Annotated in this window: 18 protein-coding genes, 2 tRNA genes and 2 pseudogenes; 9 read left to right on the top strand and 13 right to left on the bottom strand. The window is 61.6% G+C overall.

Translation table 11 applies throughout. From position 1 onward, the window contains the following. From CMI59_RS01450 to CMI59_RS01440, 3 genes and pseudogenes are all read right to left on the bottom strand, one after another. Positions 1 to 333 (bottom strand): annotated as a pseudogene (locus CMI59_RS01450) (DUF2497 domain-containing protein); the annotation flags it as partial. 119 nt (positions 334 to 452) lie between these two features. Continuing rightward, the gene (locus tag CMI59_RS01445) at positions 453 to 1,865 is read right to left on the bottom strand and encodes a TolC family outer membrane protein (RefSeq protein WP_293323719.1); all 1,413 of its coding nucleotides are present in this window, start codon (positions 1,863 to 1,865) and stop codon (positions 453 to 455) included. A gap of 177 nt (positions 1,866 to 2,042) precedes the next feature. Continuing rightward, positions 2,043 to 2,714: a protein-L-isoaspartate O-methyltransferase gene (locus tag CMI59_RS01440; protein WP_293323716.1), complete on the bottom strand. Its 672-nt coding sequence runs from the start codon at positions 2,712 to 2,714 to the stop codon at positions 2,043 to 2,045. A 208-nt stretch (positions 2,715 to 2,922) separates the two neighbouring features. On the opposite strand from CMI59_RS01440, the gene CMI59_RS01435 reads away from it, so the two are divergent. Then, positions 2,923 to 2,996: transfer RNA gene (locus CMI59_RS01435), tRNA-Cys, on the top strand. An 18-nt stretch (positions 2,997 to 3,014) separates the two neighbouring features. On the opposite strand, the gene CMI59_RS01430 is transcribed toward CMI59_RS01435, so the two are convergent. Genes CMI59_RS01430 through CMI59_RS01420 form a run of 3 tightly spaced genes read right to left on the bottom strand, consistent with a single transcriptional unit; the run spans position 3,015 to position 6,106 of the window. Then, positions 3,015 to 4,334 (bottom strand): O-antigen ligase family protein, encoded by a 1,320-nt coding sequence (locus CMI59_RS01430; protein ID WP_293323714.1) that lies wholly within the window; start codon positions 4,332 to 4,334, stop codon positions 3,015 to 3,017. A 12-nt stretch (positions 4,335 to 4,346) separates the two neighbouring features. After that, positions 4,347 to 5,546: a glycosyltransferase family 4 protein gene (locus CMI59_RS01425; protein WP_293323712.1), complete on the bottom strand. Its 1,200-nt coding sequence runs from the start codon at positions 5,544 to 5,546 to the stop codon at positions 4,347 to 4,349. Beyond that, complete coding sequence (locus tag CMI59_RS01420; protein WP_293323709.1) at positions 5,546 to 6,106, bottom strand: polysaccharide biosynthesis/export family protein; 561 nt, start codon at positions 6,104 to 6,106, stop codon at positions 5,546 to 5,548. The genes CMI59_RS01425 and CMI59_RS01420 overlap by 1 nt, the downstream gene beginning before the upstream one ends. A gap of 209 nt (positions 6,107 to 6,315) precedes the next feature. On the opposite strand from CMI59_RS01420, the gene CMI59_RS01415 reads away from it, so the two are divergent. Continuing rightward, the gene (locus CMI59_RS01415; RefSeq protein WP_293323706.1) at positions 6,316 to 8,568 is read left to right on the top strand and encodes a polysaccharide biosynthesis tyrosine autokinase; all 2,253 of its coding nucleotides are present in this window, start codon (positions 6,316 to 6,318) and stop codon (positions 8,566 to 8,568) included. A gap of 39 nt (positions 8,569 to 8,607) precedes the next feature. On the opposite strand, the gene CMI59_RS01410 is transcribed toward CMI59_RS01415, so the two are convergent. The 4 genes from CMI59_RS01410 to CMI59_RS01395 are packed head-to-tail and all read right to left on the bottom strand — an operon-like array spanning position 8,608 to position 13,523. Continuing rightward, the gene (locus CMI59_RS01410; protein WP_293323704.1) at positions 8,608 to 9,516 is read right to left on the bottom strand and encodes a cupin-like domain-containing protein; all 909 of its coding nucleotides are present in this window, start codon (positions 9,514 to 9,516) and stop codon (positions 8,608 to 8,610) included. Then, positions 9,500 to 10,789, bottom strand: a complete 1,290-nt coding sequence (locus tag CMI59_RS01405) for a GNAT family N-acetyltransferase (protein WP_293323701.1) — start codon at positions 10,787 to 10,789, stop codon at positions 9,500 to 9,502. Before CMI59_RS01405 ends, CMI59_RS01410 begins: the two co-directional genes overlap by 17 nt. Before the next feature lies 1 nt (position 10,790). Continuing rightward, positions 10,791 to 12,218: a polysaccharide biosynthesis C-terminal domain-containing protein gene (locus tag CMI59_RS01400; protein ID WP_293323698.1), complete on the bottom strand. Its 1,428-nt coding sequence runs from the start codon at positions 12,216 to 12,218 to the stop codon at positions 10,791 to 10,793. A gap of 9 nt (positions 12,219 to 12,227) precedes the next feature. Beyond that, positions 12,228 to 13,523 (bottom strand): GNAT family N-acetyltransferase, encoded by a 1,296-nt coding sequence (locus CMI59_RS01395; protein WP_293323695.1) that lies wholly within the window; start codon positions 13,521 to 13,523, stop codon positions 12,228 to 12,230. A 163-nt stretch (positions 13,524 to 13,686) separates the two neighbouring features. Here CMI59_RS01395 and CMI59_RS01390 point away from each other — a divergent pair, with 163 nt between their 5' ends. Next, positions 13,687 to 14,781, top strand: coding sequence for a polysaccharide deacetylase family protein (locus CMI59_RS01390; RefSeq protein ID WP_293323692.1), 1,095 nt, complete (start codon positions 13,687 to 13,689; stop codon positions 14,779 to 14,781). Here the strand turns inward: CMI59_RS01390 and CMI59_RS01385 are convergent. Then, positions 14,778 to 15,122 carry a PGPGW domain-containing protein gene (locus CMI59_RS01385; protein WP_293323689.1) on the bottom strand — a complete coding sequence of 115 codons (345 nt, stop codon included), beginning with the start codon at positions 15,120 to 15,122 and terminating at the stop codon, positions 14,778 to 14,780. The two genes, CMI59_RS01390 and CMI59_RS01385, sit on opposite strands and share 4 nt — an antisense overlap. Before the next feature lie 104 nt (positions 15,123 to 15,226). Between CMI59_RS01385 and CMI59_RS01380 the strand changes: the two genes are divergently transcribed. The 6 genes from CMI59_RS01380 (at position 15,227) to CMI59_RS01355 (ending at position 19,951) form a co-directional block, all read left to right on the top strand. Continuing rightward, positions 15,227 to 15,301 (top strand) — tRNA-Asn (locus CMI59_RS01380). Positions 15,302 to 15,471: 170 nt separating this feature from the next. Then, positions 15,472 to 16,737, top strand: coding sequence for a cyclopropane-fatty-acyl-phospholipid synthase family protein (locus tag CMI59_RS01375; protein ID WP_293323686.1), 1,266 nt, complete (start codon positions 15,472 to 15,474; stop codon positions 16,735 to 16,737). A 69-nt stretch (positions 16,738 to 16,806) separates the two neighbouring features. Further along, the gene (locus CMI59_RS01370) at positions 16,807 to 17,421 is read left to right on the top strand and encodes an NUDIX domain-containing protein (RefSeq protein WP_293323683.1); all 615 of its coding nucleotides are present in this window, start codon (positions 16,807 to 16,809) and stop codon (positions 17,419 to 17,421) included. Between the two features lie 93 nt (positions 17,422 to 17,514). Then, a complete protein-coding gene (locus tag CMI59_RS01365; protein WP_293323680.1) occupies positions 17,515 to 18,516 on the top strand; it encodes a cysteine synthase A in 1,002 nt (333 codons plus the stop codon). A gap of 22 nt (positions 18,517 to 18,538) precedes the next feature. After that, positions 18,539 to 19,417 (top strand): 3-mercaptopyruvate sulfurtransferase, encoded by an 879-nt coding sequence (gene sseA, locus CMI59_RS01360; RefSeq protein ID WP_293323677.1) that lies wholly within the window; start codon positions 18,539 to 18,541, stop codon positions 19,415 to 19,417. A 9-nt stretch (positions 19,418 to 19,426) separates the two neighbouring features. After that, entirely contained in the window at positions 19,427 to 19,951 is a 525-nt protein-coding gene (locus CMI59_RS01355; protein ID WP_293323675.1) for a GNAT family N-acetyltransferase, read from the top strand. Between the two features lie 2 nt (positions 19,952 to 19,953). On the opposite strand, the gene CMI59_RS01350 is transcribed toward CMI59_RS01355, so the two are convergent. Beyond that, positions 19,954 to 20,730 (bottom strand): amino acid ABC transporter ATP-binding protein, encoded by a 777-nt coding sequence (locus CMI59_RS01350; protein WP_293323673.1) that lies wholly within the window; start codon positions 20,728 to 20,730, stop codon positions 19,954 to 19,956. Between the two features lie 9 nt (positions 20,731 to 20,739). Continuing rightward, positions 20,740 to 20,920: pseudogene (locus tag CMI59_RS01345) on the bottom strand (amino acid ABC transporter permease); the annotation flags it as partial.

Raw genomic sequence — 20,920 nt, 5'->3', positions numbered from 1 at the left:
TGGCGCTTCAGCGGGGGCTTCTTCCTCGATTTCCGCCGCACCCGCCGAATAGGCAGCGGGCTCAGGCTCGGGAGCCGGGGCCGGCTCCTCGACGAAAGAAGGTTCCTGCGCACTCGCCGCGGGCTCTTCGGGAAGGGCATCGGTCAACTCAAGGACCTCGCCTTCTTCCTCAAGCTCGAAGCTTTCCTCAGGTTCGCTTGCCGGAGGCGGCGCTTCGGGCGCGGCCTCGGGGCCCGCCTCGCCTTCCTCACCACTATCTTCGGAGATAATCCGCCGAATGGAGGCGAGAATTTCCTCCATGGTCGGTTCTTGGGCCTGCCCAGAATTGCTCATAATCGCGTCCCGTTACTCCCGACATCCATATGCCTGAATGCCATTCTTACCTCTCAAACCTTATGAGAAGTTGAACGGAATTGCCATGAAAGAGCAAACTTTACCCGAGATTTCGTGGCTTATTCCTCGTCGCCCGTTCCGAAACCGATCCATTTGCCCCGGACTTCGTCATAATTCTTCTGCGGATCGTAGTATTTGACAGGCAGAGCAAGCTTCTTCGCCGTCAGTTGCCCCATCGCCGCCAGAAGTCCGTATTCGGCAACCGAGCGGTCACGCTCGGCGCTGACCAAGGTCACGCGCGAATTCAGCAATTCCTGTTCGGCGTTCAGCACATCCAGCGTGGTCCGCGAGCCGACCTGCGCTTCCTGGCGGACACCGTCCAGCGCAATCTTGTTCGCCTTCACCTGCTCCGTCGTGGACAGCACAGCCGACTGGGATGCACGAAGTTGCTCCCAGGCATTGCGGACCGCCTCGTCCACGGCGCGGATCGCCGCTGCAATCTCCATCCGGCGCTGACTGTTCACCTGCTTGGCCTGACGGACGGCGGAATATTCGCTGCCCGACTGGTAAAGCGGAATGGTGAGAACGCCGAGCACGGCACTTTCCTCGGTGTCGTGGATCGCATTGCCCGGATCGCGGGCATACTGGTATTTGGCCTGCACGTCGAAACTCGGCAGCAGCGCGCCCTTCGCCACACGGATCGACGCCCGCGACGCTTCCTCGGCCTTGCGAGCGGCCACGACGTCGGGGTGCTGGGTCCGCGCAACTTCCTGAGCGGCGGTTTCGCTCTGCGGCAGATCCGACGGGCGGGCGGGCTCTTCCAGAGTGCCCGGCGCCTGACCGATCACGCGCTCATAGGCGGCCCGGCTGGCCGTCAATTGAGCTTCGGCGTTGATGAGGTTCGTCTTGGATAGGCTGAGGCGCGCTTCCGCCTGCGAAACGTCGGTGCGGGTCAGTTCGCCCACATCGAAACGATCCTGCGTCGCATCCAGTTCGCGCTTCAGAACCTGCACGTTGTTGCGATTGAGTTCCAGCACGCCCTTGTCGCGGATGACGTTCATATAGGCCTGCACGGCGCCCAGCAGCACCGATTGCTCGACGCTGGACAGGTTCGCGCGCCCGGCCTGAACGGTGGCCTCGGCCTGCTCCGTGCTGTTCACGGTCTGCCCGCCGGCATAAATGTTCTGGTTGAGCGTGACCGTACCCGTCAGCGGGTGAAGCGTATTATCCGCCTTTATCCCGCCATTGGTTTCGGTCCTGTTATTCGTGAGCCCGTAGGACCCCTGCGCGGTCAGCGACGGCCGCCAGCCGGAGAGCGCCTGCGGGACGCCTTCATCCGTGGCGCGCAGATTGGCACGCTGGGCGCCGAGCGTCGGATTGGTTTCATATGCCTGCACAAGCGCATCCGTCAGCGTATCGGCATGCGCTGCCGTGCCCATGGTAGCCGCGACGGCAGTCGTAAGCAGGAATGCCCGCGCAAAAGCGCGCAGCGATCCCGAATTGCCGGGGGCATTGTCTTTATATCTTTTCATCAGTTTCTTCTCCGAAAGACCGCGGCTCGCCCCTCAACGCATCCGCGATTCATCTACCAGCTCGCCGCCACTATATAGGTACGGCCGCTGGATTCATGTGTCGTCATTGCACATTTATCGGCAAATTCCTTTGAATTCCGCCAAAAAACATGAAATCTGTCGGGTATTCCGCCTCAATCAGAAGACGAAGCTCTTTTCCCGCTGGAAGCCCGGCAGCGGCTGGACGAGCGCGTCGAAGGCCTTGCGGCCACTCGTATCGTCCCCCGCGCGGACAAAGACCATGGCGCTGCCGGCGGTTTCGTCTCCCACCACCGTCACGAGCCGGCCATTATCCTTCAACTGCTCCAGAATCGCTTTCGGCACGTCCTCGACGGAGCCGTTGAAGAAAATCACGTCATAGGGCGCTTGATCGGCATAGCCCTGCTGGAGCGGGCCGGTCACCACTGCGGCATTGTCGATGCCGAGATCGTTGAGCGTCGACGATGCCCGTTTCGCCAGATCCTCGTCGCATTCGAGAGAAACCACCGCACTGCCCAGCCTGGCCAGGACGGCCGCGGAATAGCCGGTGCCGCTGCCGATATCGAGGACGAGATCGCCGCTGTCCACCTCTGCGAGCTGCACGAGCTTGCCGAAAACCCGCGGCTCCATCAGATAGCGCGACACGCCTTCACGCCCGCCGTCTGCGATCTTCAGATCCTCATCCATATAGGCATAGCCTTGGCAGGACTGCGGAACGAAGCGTTCACGCGGAATATCGGAAATGGCCTGTATGACGCGGCTGTCGGTCACGGAATTGCAGCGCACCTGGCTCTCGACCATGTTCAGGCGGGCGGCTTGGAAATCTGTCATGGATATATCCTGATGAATGTCCCCGAAAAGGGCACGCAGGCAAATCATAGGGCACTGCCGCGTTTATAGTCGCTGAAAGAGACAAACTCAATTCGGCCCCCGGCAGCATAGCCGGTGATTTTGTCCCGGGAACGCTTCCTTAATGTCGCAGCATTATTGGAGATTGTGCCGGCGGCGCGGACTTGCTATATCCGCGCACTCCGATTGAGGCCACGTGGCGGAGTGGTGACGCAGCGGACTGCAAATCCGTATATCCCGGTTCGATTCCGGGCGTGGCCTCCACATTTTCTTCTATCCGATCTATCTGAAGCCAGGCTGGGTCGGCGGGATGACCTCGATCTCCCGCGTGAATCGCCTTGGCTGCCGGCGTTGAACCGCCTTGGCTGCATCCACGGCCAGAATCCCCCCCCAGACCATCCCCATCAGCAGATAGAAGTGGCGCCAGTTCTGGATGTCGATGATGACCCCTTCGGCAAAATGAGCCGCCAGCGCCGAATAGGCGACGATCAATAGGCCCTGAGCCGGACCGGCCTGTTTCGCCGCCGCCCAGCCGCGCCACAGCGTCAGCAGGACAAACCCGACAAAACAGAGACCGGACAGAAAACCGCCTGCGATCAGCAGGTGGACATAGACGTTATGCGTATCGAGCTTGTTGATCATCGCCCATTGGGACGGACCGATTCCCAACGGATTGCGCAGCGCCATCTCGATCGCGCGGGCCTGCCCTTCGAAACGGCCGCCCTGAGAGGTCACATCATAGTCCTGAACCAGCGAGAAGCGCTCGGCGAAGAGGGCCGAAACCTCGGGTATCGACAAGGCAGCGCCGATGACAACGGTCGCCACCACGGTCAGGAACGCTGCAAACCCGATGAGCCGGGCGATCTGCGTGCGCGACCGGGCGGTCTTCGCGGTCAGAATGAAGAAGATCGCGCAGGAAAGCACGAAGGCGCCCCAGGCGCCGCGTGAAAAGCTCAGAAAAAGCCCCAGCACCAGAACCGCCGTCGGCACGGCCATCCATAGATCGCGCAATCGCGTGGCCACCGAAAGGCGATAGGCCAGAAACAGCGTGGGGCCGACAAGGAACGGACCATACACATTCGGATCGTTGAAGGTGCCCCGGGCACGGCCATATTCCACGAACATGCCGGGCGTCAGCCCGAAATAGCCGGCAATCCCCGCCAGCGCGGCGGCACAGGCCGCGGCGGTATAGCACCAGAAGATCAACAGCAAGCGCCGCCGCGGATCTTCATAGACATAGGACGTGAAGAAAATGAATGTGATGATGAGATATGCCAGCACCATCGTCGCGGTGTTGGCCTTGTCGACATAGACGGCGCTGAGGCCGCCAATGCCCATGCCCACCATGACCAGGCCCCAAACCAGCGCCGGCCAGGCAAGACCGCGCGGCAGACGAAGGCCGAGGATAACGACCAGCATGGTCACCGCGACCATCAACAGATCGTAGGGGGCGGGCTGCTCATCGCCCCGGGCCCCGACGACGTAAAAGCTGCTCAGCAGCGCAAGCCCGACAATGACATCGGCGAGCAGCACGCCGACGCTCCAGCGATGGGCATTGCCCCGCGCCATCCTGTCATCGATTTCGACCTGCCAGCCCTGCATTACACTTCCGGTTCAGTTTCGCAGCGAGGCTTCGGGGACGGCGCGTCCTCCCGCCGCCTTCTTTCGAGACTGCGCGTGCGAGGCAACGAGCCTTTCGTAGAAACTCAACACGTCCCCAACCATGCGTTGCGTGGAAAAATCCGACCGAACGCGCGCCTGCAATCGGACGGCCTGCTCGCTCAGCGTCTTACAGTCTTCACACGCTTCCTCCAGCGCCTGCCGTAATGCGGCCACGTCGCCCGGCGGCAGAAGCGCTCCTGCGTCGGGACCGAAAACTTCCGACATCGCACCGACATCTGTTGCAATGAAAGGCTTGCCGGCGGCGATGGCCTCCAGCGCCACATAGGGCAGCGATTCAGCAAGCGACGGCATGACGACCACCCGCCCCCACCGGAACGCTTCGCGCGCCGGCATCGGTCCGAGAAAAGTCACATCTGCCGGCGGCGACAACCGGTTCGTCTGCGTTCTGAATTCAGCTTCGTCCGGCCCGCTCCCCACAATGGCGAGCGATGCCCTCGCCTTCATGCCCGACAGCGCGTCGATAAGAACGGACACACCCTTCAGCCGCCGCAACTCGCCGATAAAGACAAAATCCGCCGCGCCTTTATCGGCTTCGACCGCCACGAATTCATCCGGGCGGACGCCGTTCGGAATGACGATCGATGCGGCTGACGGACGCCCGATCTTTTCGTCATAGGCGCGTTGGCTGAAACTCGACTCGAAGATGAAGCCGTCGGCGCGGCTCTTGAGGAGCCTTTCCATGGCGAGAAAAACGGCACCTGTCGGCGACAGGCCCGAATAATGGAGCGCACCGCCATGCGGCGTGTAAAGACGAATGGCGCTATGGCGGCGCGGCAGCAGCCGGGCGTAAGCCCCGCCCTTTGCGCCATGCCCGTGCAGAATATCCGGGCGCAGACGCCGGGCGATATCGCCGATCCGCTCAAGCGTGCGGAAATCGCCGATCCCCGGCAAGCGTCCCATTGGAACGATATGCAGCCCGAGCCCGCAATGACGTTCCAGCTTTTGCAGCATGGCGCGCGACACGGTATTGCCCGGGGGCGGTTCGGCGCACAGAACGCCGGTCATGACGCCGGCCTCCTGCTGGCCTTCGACCAGATCGCAGACATGACGAAAAAGCCCGCCCATGGGATGCCGAAGGATATGCAGGACCCTGAGCGGCGAACGGTCCGGGCCATGCGGCAGGCCGGACATCAGAAATAGCGCTCCATGACGAGGATGGTATCGCCGGGCTTTACGACAACGGTGGGCGCGACATTCATCTCCACCACCTTGTTGCCCTTCTGCCGGGTAATACGCACAACGTCCCGGTCGGCGCGGTAGGTATATCCCCCCGCGATCGCAACGGCGGTCTCAACCGTCATCCCGTTCACATAAGGGTACTGCCCGGCTTTCGCGATCTCGCCCAGAATGAAAAAGGGCCGGAATTCCGAAACCTGGACACTCACACTGGGATTGCGCAGCAGCGTCTTGCCCAGCTCCGCCTCGAGTTCGCTTTCAAGCTGTTCGGTGGAAAGGCCCGCCGCCTTGACCGGCTTGAGCAGAGGCATCGACACCATGCCGGACCCGTCCACGGCGAACTCTCCGCTGAGATCGAGCTGGCCGAAAACGGTCACCCGAAGCTTGTCGCCGGACCCCAGCGTGTAAGGCGCGTCATTGTCGGCCATAACCGACCTCTCGGCGACGATCCCCTGAGAGGTACATCCGGCGAGAAGCCCAATGGCAAGGATGGCGGCAAGAAAACGAAAAATCATGTGCTGACCCAAGCTCGGCGTTAACCACCCGATGCTATCGCTCGAAGGGTTAATTCTTCGCTAGCCGGATCCCCCTCAAGCCTTCAAGCCTCAACAAATACGTCGATTTTCCGAAAATCGCATGGCCCTAGCCGAGCTCGCGTTAAGGCTTCCGTTACCCAAAACGCGTTTACTAGCCGTGGATACGAATAACGCCACCGAGGCCGAGAGTGAGCAATTCCCAACCCAGCCAGGTCGTAACCTTCGGCGACCGCCGCCGTTCCGCGCCGAACGAGGCGCAGGCGGACCTTTCGCCCTGGGACGTATTGCGCGGCCTCTGGGCCCGCAAGGAAGTGATTGCGCTTGTCTTCGCCGCAACCATGGCGCTTTGCCTGGTCTGGCTGGCCACGACCTCTCCCGTCTATACCGCCTCGGCGCGCCTTCTCCTTGCGCCGCGCACAGGCGAAATCTCGAATTTCGATTCCAAGAGCCAGCCGCGCCTCCCGGATGACGAGACGGTACAAAGCGAAATACAGCTCATTACGTCGCGCCCGCTGATCGAGAAACTGATCAAGGACCTCAACCTCGATCAGATGTCCGCCTACAACCCGGCCCTTCGCAGCCCCGGCATACTGTCCTTCCCCGGCGAAAAGAAGAACGAAGCCACGGACCTCGACCAGGTGGTGGACAACGTGCTGGCGAAACTCAGCGTCTACCGCAAGGACACGTCTCGCGTACTGGCCATCGACTTTTCCTCCGGCAGCGCGAAGCTGGCCGCGCAGGTGCCGAACAAGCTTGCCGAGATCTATGTCGGCCAGCAGATCGCCGACCGCGAAAACCTGAACCGCGAGGCCACGAAATGGCTGGCGGGACAGATCGAGGAACTGCGCGGCAAGGTTCAGAGAAGCGAAGCCAAGGTCGAGGCGTTCCGGACGAAATCCGGGCTCTTCATCACCAATGGCTCCACACTGCCGCGCCAGCAGCTCACCGACCTCAATTCCCAGCTCACCGTCGCGGAGTCCGATCAGGCGGCCGCCCGCGCCAAGCTCCAGAACGCCCAGTCGCTGCTGTCATCGGGTGCACAGGTTGAATCGGCCATCGACGTCCTGCAATCGCCGCTGATCCAGCAATTGCGCCAGCAGGAGGTTCAGCTCAAGGCCGAGATTGCCCAGCTTTCGGAAACCCTGCTGCCGACGCATCCCAAGATGCGCCAGATGCAGGCCAATCTGGCCGATCTGGAAACCCAGATTCGTATCGAAGTTCGCAAGGTCGTCGAAGCGCTGCGCAACGAGGCCCGAGTGGCCGATGCGCGCGTCGCCTCCCTGCGTTCCAGCCTTACACGCCTCAAGCAGCGTATGGGCCAGCTCAATCAGGATGAGGTCACGCTGCGGGCCCTCGAACGCGACGCCGCCAGCAACCGCAAATTGCTCGAAGACTTCCTGCAACGCTATCAGGAGGCAAACGCCCGCGCCGAAGCGGATGCCCGCGCGGCCAATGCCCGCATCGTCTCGATGGCCCAGACGCCCGCGGCGCCCTCCTACCCCAATACGCAATCCGCGATCACTTTTTCGGTCATCGCCTCGCTGATCCTTTCCATCATGGTGGCCTTCCTGATGGAGGTGTTCTCGGCGGGCTTCCGGTCCGGCGAAGAGGCCGAACGCCTCACGGGGATGCCTTTCCTCGGCCTTGTGCCGGAACTGCCCGGCTCGAAGAAGAAATCTCCTCCGGCCGCTCACGCCATACAGGAACCTTTCGACCTTTACAGCGAGGCCATTCGCTCGCTGCAGGGCAATGTGCTGCTCGCCCGCGTGGGCGAGAGCCGCGCCCGCACGGTGCTCGTGACCTCCGCCCATGCAGGCGAAGGCAAGACCAGCACCGCGGCAAGCCTCGCCCGCGTCTTCTCCATGGGTGGTTATCGTACCATCGTGGTGGATGCCGATCTGCGCGCGCCCGGCATTCATGAGGCCATGGGCCTCATGGCCCAGCACGGCCTGTCCGATCTGCTGATGGGCCGCGTGCGTTTCGAGCATGTCATCCGCCAGGATGTCATGAGCCCGGCGCATGTCATTCAGGCCGGCAGCCCGGTCGCAAACCCGACCGCCGCCATCGCCTCGTCGCAAATGCTCTGGGTACTGAACGCGCTGCGGCAGACCTACGATATCGTCATCATAGACTCTCCCGCCGCGCTGGCTGCCGCCGACGCACAGGTGCTTTCCAAGATGACGGATGTGACGGTGCTCGCGGTCCGCTGGGCGTCCACAGGCCGCCGGGTCGTGTCGCGCGTGCTGAAGATGCTCTCGGCTGCGAGCAGCCGACGGGTCGGCGTCCTGCTGACGCGCGTCGATATGCGCCGCTACCGCCGTTACAGCGAAACGGGCCTGGAACCCTATCCGGCCCGGCCCGTTACCTCTCGTCCTGTCGGCGCCCGTCAATCCGCCGCGCACACCGGCGAGCGCCCGATCATCCGCCAGGCCGCGGAATAACAATCCCGAAACGCCCTGGCGGACAGAATGCAGACCGGCTCAGACCGGCTCTATATTCTTGCGTCCGAAAACAAGCGCCACAGCCTTGTCGCGGTCTCCGACCAGCTTCTTGATCGCATCATAAGCGGGCCTCAGGACGCGATAGGCGGCGACCTTCACACTGTCCCAGAGCTTATGTTCGCCCGGCTCGGCCTGCGGCAGGCCCAGCTTGCGCAGCACGGCGTTCACATATTGCAGGCTGACGAAATTCTCCGCTTCCGGCGTCATCCAGGTAACGGAGAAGGAGACGGAAACCTCATTCCCGTTCTTTACCCAATGCGGCGCCATGAGCGGCACGAAGATGCTGTCCCCCGGCTCCAGATGCTGGTGCAGCGCGCGGGCCTCATTTTCGTCCTTATAGGGAAGATTTCGGTGTTTTCCGGGATACATTTCCATGTTCTCCGCCGACACGACTTCCCGGTCTTTCTGATCCCAGAGCGACATGCGCTTGTTGCCGCGGATCTGAATCAGGAAATTGAGTTCGGGATCCGTGTGCATCGGCGTCACATTGCCGGGCGAAGTGACGAAGATGAAGGCACTGCGCCGCATGGCCCCGCCCATCACGCCGCCTGTCTGCTCGGCAATCTCGTCGAGGCAGGCATCAAGCAGCGCCTTGTATTCCGGATCGGCCTCGACGGATTTCAACACCATCCAGGACTTCGCTTCCTCGATACGACGCACCGTCTCTTCCGCGCTCATGCCGTTGGCCGGCGTCAGGTTCGGGTCCTGGTTCGGAGACACCGGACCGTTCCATTCCACCTGACCTTCCGGAAGGTCGCCCGCAAGCTTCGCCAGACGGTCGAGGCTGAAAAGCGGATGAGACGCCAGATCGTGTTTCAGGCGAAAGCTCTTTGTCGGCATCCTGTCGCCGACGGCATCCTTTTCAACGATTTCAAGCAGCCGTGCCATGTTCCACCTCCTTGCGGATCATGTGATAGATGCGCTTGGCCCGTTCACGAAGCCAGCTTGCGCATGTTGTCATGGTTGAAAGATACGGGACCGCGACCCGGCTGAGCCTTTGGTCGGTCCCGACAATGACGGAACGCATGACGCGACGCTCCGACCAGATGTGATCGATCATCGGATGATCGGGAAGAGCGCAGGAATCGATCCAGTCGAAGCGAGGATCGTCGAGCAGCATGGCGCCGCCCCGCATCATCAGCTGGGCACCGGGCGAAAACCGGGCATAGTCCTCGTCAAAGGCAATTTTGAACGTGTAGAGCCCGCGCCCCGCGCGAAAGCTCGCCAGCATGGCAATCGGCGCGCCGTCCACCGTCAGTTCGAGGCAATGCAGCTTGTCCTGCGCCTGTGCTCCCTTGCAGATCTCCATGAAGAAGGCCCGCTCGCTTGGCACGGCCTTGAGCGCCGTGCCGCGCTGGCCCTTCCAGCCCTTCGCCTCTAGTGCGAGGAAACGATCCAGCCAGCCGGCAAAATCCGACGACGCATCATGCGCCGTAAGCTGCACGTCGCCCTCTTCCGACAGCCGGTTCCAAAGCCGCCCGTATTCCTTGCGCTTCTTCTTGCGCATGGTCTGGACGAAATACGCCTCGCCCTTCAGCTCGGATTGCAGAAACGCCCGTTCATGACGGTCGGTTTCGCGCATGGGGAAACCGCGCTCCGACACCACTTCATCGAGAGCCGCCGAGAATGCCCCGTCGCCCTGAAAGAGCGGGAATTCGACCGCGACAGCGCCGCACTGTGTGGCAAAGGCAAAGAAACGCACCAGCGCCTGCTTTTCCCGACCGGTCCGCAGCAAGGGCGTCGCATTGTAGCTGTGGATATGCGTCCAGACCTGCCAGACAGGCAGCGGAACGCCGAAACGTCCCCGCAGGGCGCGATAGGGAAACGCACCGAGCAACACGCGTTTGCCCGCGCCGTCCGCATCGCTCCAGACCAGCGCAACTTTGACGCCGTTCCCGCCGGCGAGGTGAACCATCGCCGAGACAAGCGTCGCGCTTTCGAACTGGGTATTCGGATCCGCGGCCTGGTCGCCAAGCGCGTCGATTTGCGAGGCATAGGGCGACAGGGCATCCGCGCTATCCAGCACCACGACATCCGCGTCCGGCGGCGCATCGTGCAGATAGTTCGCTGCGCGCTGCAACCGTTCGACCGTCAGCATGGGCTTGGCCGCTGCCCCGTCCCGCGTCTTGACCCGGCCGATATTTGTACGAACTCCGGTCATGTCAGACACCCCGCTGGAAACCGATGAAACGGGCAACGCTTCCCGCACCGACGAATGATGAAATACCCAGCCGGCGCTTCACGATGATGCAAAGCCCGATGGAGGTGAGCGTCACCGAAGCCGAGGTCGCAATGGCAGCGCCCTCAAGGCCGAACCGGGGAATGAGAAGAATGTTGAGGGCGATATTGCACAGCGCCGCGGCTCCATAGGCCCAGGCTGTCGCCTTCTGATGGCCCGTCATGTTCAGGACATGCTCGGTCGGACCGAAAGCGGCATGCGCAAGGAACCCGATCATCAATATCCAGAGAACCGGCGCGCCTTCGCGGAACTCCGGCCCGAAAAAGCTGAGGGCGAAGCCTCCGAAAACGAGCAGCCCGCATGCCGCGGCAAGCGTCGGCCAGAACACCGAATGCACGACGCCCCGCATGAGCTTCTGCAACTCCACATGCTTGCCGGAGGCATGAAGCTCGGCAAATTTCGGCGCAGCAGGCGCGGCGAAGGCGAAGTAGATGAAGCTCATCAGATTGGCGATGCGCGTCGCGGCAAAGTAGATGCCCACCTTGTCCGGATCGACATACTGGCCCAGCAGAACGATGTCGGTATTGGAAAGGACGAGATAGAACCCCTCGACCAGCACCAGCGGCACCGATGCAAGCCACCAATGTTTGAGGTGATAGACCGGCCGTGCCGTCGGTACATTTTTCCGTACGCGACGCATCAGCAGAATGCGCTGCAGGATGAGCGCCAGCATGGTCGCACCGAGTGCGCCGCAAATGACGTTGAGCCCCGTCGGTTCGAGCCCGGCCAGAAGAATACCGCCCGCGGCGATCACGATGCCGAGCGGCCGGAACACATAGGTCGGCAAATAGGCGAGATTGACCCAGCCGAAGGCGCGGGCCGCCCCTTCCTGCCAGTCCATCAGCGCGAAGCCGGGAACGCAGAGAAGACCGAAAAACAGCGGCAGAAGGAAATAGCCGCTGATAACGCCCTGCAGGGCATAGAGAAGACCGCTGCCGATGACCACGGCGCCAAATGAGAGCGCTATTACGACATACCAGGAGGCGCGCAGCATGCCCGCAAGGCGGCGCCATTTTTCCCGCGCTCTGTAATCCGGCACGAAACGCAGCACCGACGTGCCGAAGCCCATGGGCACGATGATGCCCAGAACGATCACCCAGACCCAGACATATGAAAAAATGCCGTACTCAAAGGCGCCCATCCAGCGGGCAAGCAGGATCTGGCTGGTCAATCCGATGATCGCGCCCAGAACGCGAATACCCATGACGAAGGCCGCGCCGCGAAGGACCCCCGCAATGTCGCCATCGCGCATTTTGGCGACAAGCCCGGTCATCAGGGCGGCAATGCCGCCCTTTTCCGGTTTGTCGCCAGTCTGCGCGACCGGCGTTGCGGGATCCGCCGCTTGTGTCATTGCCATTCCTCAGGCCGATACGGTCGCGGCCCGCCCGAAAGTCAGCATCGACCGGCAGGAGCGCAACTTGAGATAGGCGTTGCAGAATAGCGGCGTGTTCTTGACGAACCGTTTCAGCCGAATGATCCCCCGGGCCGGAAATGCCGCAATCGACCCCCGCACTCCCTTGGCATCGAAATGGTTGTAGAGGTACTGGGTATTTTCGCACCAGATGGCCTTGTAGGCCTCGTCGCCCATGGTGAAATCGAAAACCGTATGACCGGTTTCGATCGCATGGTTCATGAGTTCCATCTGCTGCACGACGCCGGGGCCGAAGCGGGCGGCCTCTGAGGCCTCGTCATAGCTGGCGAGCAGGTCGTAGAAGCGACCGTTGAAGCTCACGCAGAGATTGGCCGCCACGACGTCGTCGGCCACCGTCAGGCTGGAAACACGCGCAATATCGCTGTCCGCATCGGTGGCCAGCGCCTTGTAGAACTCCCGATAACCGGGGCGGTCGAAGATATTGGCCACACCCATTCGCGCAAAGCTGCGGGCCTTCTGCGCCATCAGCGTCTCGATGGTCTCGACTTTCTCTTCATCATCGGCGTGCATCGCAAAAGCGATCTCACCGATTTCGCCCATTTTGCGGCGCTTCTGACGGTCGCGCTTCTTGCTGCTCGAAGAGCGCTTGCCGCCGTAATAGCTTTCCCAATCGGCGGTAAGGGTCGTGGAATGAGAGGCGCAATTGTGCTCGCTCAGGCCGCCAAGCTCCATGAAGGGATTGGCCTGCTCGCCGGCGCGCTTCGTCATGCGATTGAGCGCGACAAGGTGATGCTTCGGCAGGAGAGCCCGCACTTCGTCCCACAGCGCCGGAAACTGGCCCGGCCGCACCCGGCGGACAAAATCCTTCGCAAGGATGGGCCCGGGATATTCGGCCAGTTCGCCGCCCAGCCAGACAAGCTTCTTTGCGACCAGATTGCCCTCGATCGCCAGCGGAAAAAGAAAGAGCGCCTCGCCCGAGGCATCCCAGCCGACCACGATCTGCGGGCGAACCCGGCGGAGCGTCCCGATATGGCGCATCCAGTTGGAAAGCCATGCATAGGTCTGGAAAACGCTGCAATCGCCCTCGTCTTCCAGCTGATGCCAGATCTCCCGGATCTCGGACATATCTTCATGCACCGAGAGGAGAACGCGCGGCTTAGTCGCCGCCCACGGCCCCTGAATGACCTGGCCTTCGCCGGAAAAGCCTGTTTTTTCCTGCAATTCCTCCCGGCCGATAGGCTGGGCTGACTGAAACTCCTCGAACTGCGACTTCATATGGGTCATCGGGGCCTCGTTGAGATGCTTCGTTTTGAAACGTTCGTTTTTTTTCGGCGCAGTTCCGGAAAGGATTTCTCAATTCCGCACATGCACTCTGTTTGATGCATAAGGATTGCAAACGGCGTGCAATATCCCGTCGAAAAGTCGGGATTTACCGGATCAAGGTGAAATGGCCGATATCGAAGCAGGCATGGCGGTGCCCGAAACGCGGGGACCGGCCCCAGAACCGTCTCTGATGAGAACGGGTTTGCTGGCGATTCACGCCATCCGGGGGCACCGCATGGCGCCGCGCTTCCTATCCGGCCTCGGGGTCATCTTCATGCTTCACCGGGTGCGGCCTGCGCGCGCGGAGCCCTTCCAGCCCAATCGCCTTCTGGAGGTCACCCCGGATTTTCTGGACGACACCATCCGCCTCGTAAAACGGCTCGGCTATGACTGTGTCGATCTCGACGAAGCCGCCCGGCGCATCGAAACCGGCCATGACGGGAAATTCGCCGTCTTCACCCTGGATGATGGCTATCGTGACAATTTCACGGAGGCTCTGCCCGTCTTCGCGCGCCACGAAACCCCGTTCACCGTCTATCTGGCGACCGACCTGCCCGACGGAACGGCGGACCTCTGGTGGGTGGTGCTTGAAGAGATCATCCGCAAGGCAAGGCAGGTAACGCTCGACCTGGAGGGTCGGGAGGAATCCTTGTCCACCGGCACCACGGACGAGAAGAAAGCGGCCTGGCAGCGCATCTATTGGGCTCTGCGAAAGAGACCGGAAAGCGAGATGCGGGCCGTCATCGCCGGCCTTGCCGAAAAATACGATATCCCGTCGGCGTCTCTCACACGGGAGGCCGCGATGAGCTGGGACGAGCTGCGCACGCTCGCCCGCCATCCAATGGCCCGTATCGAGGCTCATACGGCCGGGCATTTCGCCTTGTCGGGCCTGACCGATGCGGCGGCCCGCGCCGAGGTCGACCGCGGCCTCGCCCGTCACGAAGCCGAACTCGGCGCCCGTCCGCGCCATTTCTCCTATCCATACGGGGATCACGCCTCGGCGGGCGAACGCGATTTCCGGCTCATCGCCGATATGGGCTTTCGCACGGCCACCACCACGCGCAAGGGCCTCATCCAGCCCCGCCACCGCGACAGGATGTGTGCGCTGCCCCGGCTCTCGCTCAATGGAGAATTTCAGGATGTACGAATGGTGGAGACGCTGCTGAGCGGCCTGCCCTTTGCGCTCGGCAAGCCGATCTCTTCCATGGGGATCGACTAGTCGGACGCCCGGCCGCTCTCCGCCGAGGCGGACGAATCAGCCGACCGTGCGCGTTGCCGCCACCGTCCCCATCGGACCTCCACCTTCCGGCGAAACCGCCGCACGGGATGGAAATCCACCGACAGGATGATAATGCCGAGCGGGATCATCCAGAATCCGAGAATCGGGAGAAACCCGAAAACGCCGCCGACGACCAGCGCGACACCGGCAATTGCCCGGGTCACCGGCGTACCCGGAGCCCTGAATTCCTTGTTGCCAAGACGCACTCGCGCCATTTTTTCGCCCCGGTCGCTGCTGAAAGCCGGAAATCCCCGGCACTGCCTACCTAAATAGATATCCAAGATGTCGATTGTAAGGAATTTCGGTTGGCAGTCCGGTAACGCTTTTGCTATATGCAGGCTTCATCGACACATGGCGGCGAGCAGCCTGACAGGTGCCGATCTGATCCTCGGTAGCTCAGTGGTAGAGCAACCGGCTGTTAACCGGTTGGTCGCTGGTTCGAATCCGGCCCGGGGAGCCATTTTAAAAGCCACGGTGCAGTTTTTGCGCCGTGGCTTTTTCTTTTCACCTCCGTCACCATATCCAGAAGAGCTGTTGAACCGCGCCTGCCCCCGGTTCGTATCAAAGGCGTGGCCCGATCAGCCCGGTCATTCATTTCGATGACCGGAGCAAGGAGGAGGTTCCGACGCCATGACAAAGACCACCGGTTCCCCCAGGCAGAATTTGCTGGCCGCTACATTGGTGACGCCTGCCAGACTGCGAACCATTGAATCGCTGCCGTTCTTCCTGCGGCTCGCCTTCCGCCTCCTGATGAGACTGCGCTACGGCGCACTCGATCTTACCTTGCCCGATGGCCGCAGGTTCCGCTTCGAGGGAATGGAAGACGGTCCCCATGCCGTGATGGAACTCAGGGACACCGCCGTCGCGCGGCGCTTCTTCACCGGCGGCGACCTCGGCGCGGCGGAAGCCTTTCTCGAAGGCATGTGGACGACGCCCGACGTCACGGCTTTTCTTCAGCTCTTTGAAAAGAACAAGCACGCCCTCCAGCGTCATCGCCACGGTTTTGGATTGCTGAAACTCATGGCCCGGCTGCGTCATCTCGCACGGCGCAATTCGCGGAGCGGCTCCAAGCGCAATATCGAATACCACTACGATCTCGGAAACCATTTCTATCGCCGCTGGCTGGATCCGAGCATGACCTATTCCTCGGCGCATTTCGCGCATCCCGACCAGCCCCTGCCGGAAGCGCAGGAAAACAAATACCGCATGCTCGCCGAGCGGATCGACCTGAAACCCGAACACGAGCTTCTGGAGATCGGCTGCGGCTGGGGCGGCTTTGCCGAATTCGCCGCCCAGGAAATCGGCTGCCATGTCACCGGTATCACGATCAGCAAGGAGCAGCTTGCCTTCGCCCGCGAGCGAATGGAAAAGGCAGGCCTGAGCGACCGCGTCGAGATCCGGTATCAGGACTACCGGGACGTCGAGGAAAAATACGACCGCGTCGCCTCCATCGAAATGTTCGAAGCGGTCGGCGAACAATACTGGCCCTCCTATTTCGACACGCTGCATCGCTGCCTGAAGCCCGGCGGCGTGGCCGGCCTGCAGATCATCACCATCAACGATGTCTCCTTCACCACCTATCGCAAGCGCGCCGACTTCATTCAGCGCTACATCTTTCCCGGCGGCATGCTCCCCTCGCCCTCTGCCTTGCGCGACCAGGTGACCCGGGCCGGCCTGACATGGGTCGGCAATTTCAACTTCGGTCTCGACTATGCGGAGACGCTGAAGCAATGGCGTGAGCGCTTTCTGGGCGCGTGGCCTGAAATTCAGCCCATGGGGTTCGACGACAGGTTCCGCCGCATGTGGGAGTTCTATCTCAGCTACTGCGAAGCGGGATTCCGCACCGGCAATATCGATGTGACGCAGGTAACGCTCGCAAGGCCCGCCAAGGCCTGAACCGCTTTGGCCTCTCGCCATCGGCTGCTACCGTGACGGCATCATCCCCGCCGAAGCGAGTCGTTCCCGATGGAAAAACGCCTGACGCCCAGTCCCCGCACCCTCGACGATGTCGATCTGCAATCGCGCGAAACCATCGGACAGGGATGGGGCAAGCTGGAGCGCTTCACCTTCCGCCACCGTCGGCATGAAGGCGGCTGGTCCGATGTCGTCACGCGTGATGTCTACACCATCGGCGAAGTCACCTGCGTGCTGCCCTATGATCCCGCGCTCGACGCCGTTCTGCTTGTCGAACAGTTCCGGCCCTGCGGTCTGGTCCATGGCGAAGCGACCTGGCTGTTCGAGGCGATTGCCGGGATCATCGACCCCGGCGAAACGCCTGCCGATGTCGCCATCCGCGAAGCGCAGGAAGAAGCGAACTGCCTGATCCAGGATCCGGTCCTGATCGGCCCCTTCTGGTCCTCGCCCGGCGGCTATGGCGAGCGCTCCTATATATTCGCGGCCAGGGCGGATCTCTCCTCGGTCGGCGGTATCCACGGTCTCGACCATGAGCACGAGGATATCAGGGCCGTTGTGGTGCCCCTTGCCGATGCTTTGGCCGCCATCAATGACGGCCGCATCCGCGACGCAAAGACAGCCCTTATGATTCAATGGGTTGCGTTGAATCTCGACCGGCTGAAGTAAGGGCTTTTCACGCGCGCCTTACTTGAAGTGGCCGCCCCCGCTCCGTATGTTCCCATCAACGAATATTTTGCAACGAACATCAAGAAACGCCCGATGGACATCAAAAACGGCCTCGCCGACGCGATCGGCAACACACCGCTCCTCCGGCTGAAAAAGGCCTCCGAGGAAACCGGGTGTGAAATTCTCGGCAAGGCCGAGTTCCTGAACCCGGGCCAGTCGGTCAAGGACCGCGCGGCGCTCTTCATCATCCGCGACGCGCTGGACAAGGGCACGCTGAAGCCGGGCGGCGTCATCGTCGAAGGCACCGCCGGCAATACCGGTATCGGCCTTGCGCTGGTCGGCAACGCACTGGGTTTCAGAAGCGTGATCGTCATTCCCGAGACCCAGTCTCAGGAAAAGAAAGACATGCTGCGTCTTTGCGGCGCCGAACTCATCGAAGTGCCGGCCGTGCCCTACAAGGACCCGAACAACTACGTGAAATATTCGGGCCGCCTCGCCGAGGAACTGAACGCCAAGGAACCCGGCGGCGCGATCTGGGCCAACCAGTTCGACAATGTCGCCAACCGGCAGGCCCATATCGAAACCACGGGACCGGAAATCTACGCTCAGACCGATGGCAAGGTGGACGGCTTCATCTGCGCCGTCGGCACGGGCGGCACGCTGGCCGGTATCGGCATGGCGCTTAAGGAGCGCAACAAGGACATCCAGATCGGTCTCGCCGATCCGATGGGCGCCGCGCTCTACAATTATTACAAGAACGGCGAACTGAAATCCGAAGGCGGCTCCATAACGGAGGGCATCGGACAGGGACGAATCACGGCGAATCTCGAAGGCGCGCCGATCGATCATCCTTTCCAGATCCCCGACGCGGAAGCCCTTCCGATCATCTTCGACCTGTTGCAGAACGAAGGCCTGTGCCTTGGCGGTTCCAGCGGCATCAACGTCGCAGGCGCCATTCGCCTCGCAAAGGAGCTGGGCCCGGGTCATACCATCGTCACGATCCTTTGCGACTACGGCACAAGGTATCAGAGCAAACTGTTCAACCCGGTTTTCCTGAAAGAGAAAGGCCTGCCGGTCCCGGCCTGGCTCTCCTGAGACCCCAGAGAGGAAACAAGAAATGGCTGCTGATCCGTCCCCCCTTGCAAGAGAAGCAACAGCCGCCTCTTCCGCTCTGGTCAGTACCGACTGGCTTGCCCGCCATCTGGAGGCGCCCGATGTAACGATCGTCGATGCATCCTGGTACCTGCCCGAGCACCAGCGCGACCCCCGCGCCGAATATGAGCGCGAACACATTCCCGGCGCGCTCTTTTTCGATATCGATGAAATCTGCGATCTCGACAGCCCCTATCCGCACATGCTGCCGAGCCCCGAGAAATTTTCCTCCCGCATGCGCAAGATGGGCCTTGGCGACGGCACCCGCGTGGTCGTCTATGACGGCGCCGGCCTGTTCAGCGCCGCCCGCGTCTGGTGGATGTTCCGTGTCATGGGCCATGAAGATGTCGTCGTGCTGGATGGCGGCCTCAGGAAGTGGAAGGCCGAAGGACGCCCCGTAACCGATGAAACGTCGCGCAGCGGCGCGCGCCACTACACGGCGCGGCGCAACACCATGCTGATCCGCGACTGCGAAGCCGTTCAGCGCAATCTGGAAACACGGGCAGAGCAGATCGTCGATGCGCGCGGACCGGGCCGCTTCAACGGCACCGAGGCGGAACCGCGTCCGGGCGTTGCCGCGGGTCACATCCCGGGAAGCGTCAATGTTCCCGCCGCATGGCTCCTCGGCGAAGACGGCACGATGAAATCCCGCGACGAGTTGCGCGCGCTTTTCGAGAAGGCCGGTATCGACCTGCATCGCCCCATCGTCACGTCCTGCGGCTCAGGCGTAACCGCCTGCATCCTGGCGCTGGCGCTGCATGAACTCGGCCTGCCCCGCGTCGCCGTCTATGACGGTTCATGGGCCGAATGGGGCGCACAATCAGACCTTCCCCGCGAATGCTGAGACGAGCATATGGGCAAGAAGCACAAGACAACCGTTACGCATCTGGAGATGCTGGCGGATCCCATGCACGCAAAGCATCCCTTGCCATGCCCGCGCGGTAAATGCGCTCTGATGCGCGCCGAACAGCCGCCGATCCATTTCTACCGATATCTCTATGACGCCATCGGCAGGGATTATGTCTGGGTCAATCGCAAACGACTGACCGACGAAGAGCTCGGGGCGATCATCCATGACGAGAATGTCGAGATCTACATCCTCTACATGAACGGCGTTCCGGCCGGCTTTGTCGAACTTGACTTCCGTTTCATGCCTCGCGCCGAGCTTACCTTTCTCGGCGTGATGCCCGACTTCATCGGGACCGGGCTTGGCAGGTTCTTGCTGCAGGAAGCGCTCCGGATCGCGTGGAGCCACCACCCGAAACGTCTTATCCTGCAGACCTGCACACTCGACCACCCGCGCGCATTGACCATGTATCAGCGCGCCGGGTTCAACGTCTGCGGCCGCGAGGAAGTTGAGCTGGAAGAAGTGGACTGACCCTAATGGGCCAGGATCTGCGAAAGGAACGTCTTCGTCCTCTCGTTCTTCGGATGATTGAAGAAGGTTTCCGGATCGGCCGTTTCCACGATCTCGCCCTCATCCATGAAGACGACGCGATTGGCCACCTCGCGCGCAAAACCCATCTCATGGGTCACGCAAAGCATGGTCATGCCTTCCTTTGCGAGTTCCACCATCACATCCAGCACTTCCTTGATCATTTCAGGATCGAGCGCGGATGTGGGTTCGTCGAACAGCATGACGCGCGGGTTCATGCACAGGGCGCGCGCAATGGCGACACGCTGCTGCTGGCCGCCTGAAAGCTGCCCCGGATATTTGTGGGCCTGCTCGGGGATCTGCACACGCTCCAGATATTTCATCGCCAGGTCGCGCGCTTCATGTTCCGGCATCTTCCGCACCCAGACAGGCGCGAGCGTGCAATTTTCGAGCACCGTCATATGCGGGAAAAGGTTGAATTGCTGGAACACCATTCCGACTTCACGCCGCACGCTGTCGATCTTCTTGAGGTCGTCCGACAGTTCGATCCCGTCGACCACGATGGACCCGGCATTATGCGTCTCGAGATGATTGATGCAGCGGATCAGCGTCGATTTGCCGGACCCAGACGGACCGGCAATGACGATCCGTTCGCCCTCATTCACCGTGAGGTTGATGTCTTTCAGGACATGAAAATCGCCGAACCATTTATCGAGATGCGAAATCTCGATGATCGCCTTGTCGGAGACTTTCATTTTCGGCGGAGAAACTGTTTCGGACATGGACGTCTCCTAGCGGCGCGATCCGGTGTTCAACCGGCGCTCCATATAGGCTGAATAACGGGCCATGCCGAAGCAGAAGACCCAGAACACAAGGGCGGCGAACAGATAACCGGTGACCGCCCCCTGCGGCACCGACCAGTTCGGATCGCTCAATTGCGAACGCACCTGCCCCAGCAGGTCGAAGATGCCG

It is taken from the genome of Parvibaculum sp. (assembly GCF_002684405.1).
GTDB lineage: Bacteria > Pseudomonadota > Alphaproteobacteria > Parvibaculales > Parvibaculaceae > Parvibaculum.
The sequence above is the reverse complement of the archived record's forward strand: the minus strand, read 5'-3'. Positions and strand labels throughout refer to the sequence as shown.

Bases quoted from the DNA above. Each gene is read 5' to 3' on its own strand.
- CMI59_RS01350 (WP_293323673.1), bottom strand. From the start codon at position 20,730: ATGTCCGAAACAGTTTCTCCGCCGAAAATGAAAGTCTCCGACAAGGCG.
- CMI59_RS01390 (WP_293323692.1), top strand. From the start codon at position 13,687: ATGGCCGATATCGAAGCAGGCATGGCGGTGCCCGAAACGCGGGGACCG.
- CMI59_RS01400 (WP_293323698.1), bottom strand. From the start codon at position 12,218: ATGACACAAGCGGCGGATCCCGCAACGCCGGTCGCGCAGACTGGCGAC.
- CMI59_RS01425 (WP_293323712.1), bottom strand. From the start codon at position 5,546: ATGTCCGGCCTGCCGCATGGCCCGGACCGTTCGCCGCTCAGGGTCCTG.
- CMI59_RS01410 (WP_293323704.1), bottom strand. From the start codon at position 9,516: ATGGCACGGCTGCTTGAAATCGTTGAAAAGGATGCCGTCGGCGACAGG.
- sseA (WP_293323677.1), top strand. From the start codon at position 18,539: ATGGCTGCTGATCCGTCCCCCCTTGCAAGAGAAGCAACAGCCGCCTCT.
- CMI59_RS01370 (WP_293323683.1), top strand. From the start codon at position 16,807: ATGGAAAAACGCCTGACGCCCAGTCCCCGCACCCTCGACGATGTCGAT.
- CMI59_RS01375 (WP_293323686.1), top strand. From the start codon at position 15,472: ATGACAAAGACCACCGGTTCCCCCAGGCAGAATTTGCTGGCCGCTACA.
- CMI59_RS01365 (WP_293323680.1), top strand. From the start codon at position 17,515: ATGGACATCAAAAACGGCCTCGCCGACGCGATCGGCAACACACCGCTC.
- CMI59_RS01420 (WP_293323709.1), bottom strand. From the start codon at position 6,106: ATGATTTTTCGTTTTCTTGCCGCCATCCTTGCCATTGGGCTTCTCGCC.
- CMI59_RS01440 (WP_293323716.1), bottom strand. From the start codon at position 2,714: ATGACAGATTTCCAAGCCGCCCGCCTGAACATGGTCGAGAGCCAGGTG.
- CMI59_RS01445 (WP_293323719.1), bottom strand. From the start codon at position 1,865: ATGAAAAGATATAAAGACAATGCCCCCGGCAATTCGGGATCGCTGCGC.
- CMI59_RS01395 (WP_293323695.1), bottom strand. From the start codon at position 13,523: ATGACCCATATGAAGTCGCAGTTCGAGGAGTTTCAGTCAGCCCAGCCT.
- CMI59_RS01405 (WP_293323701.1), bottom strand. From the start codon at position 10,789: ATGACCGGAGTTCGTACAAATATCGGCCGGGTCAAGACGCGGGACGGG.
- CMI59_RS01355 (WP_293323675.1), top strand. From the start codon at position 19,427: ATGGGCAAGAAGCACAAGACAACCGTTACGCATCTGGAGATGCTGGCG.
- CMI59_RS01430 (WP_293323714.1), bottom strand. From the start codon at position 4,334: ATGCAGGGCTGGCAGGTCGAAATCGATGACAGGATGGCGCGGGGCAAT.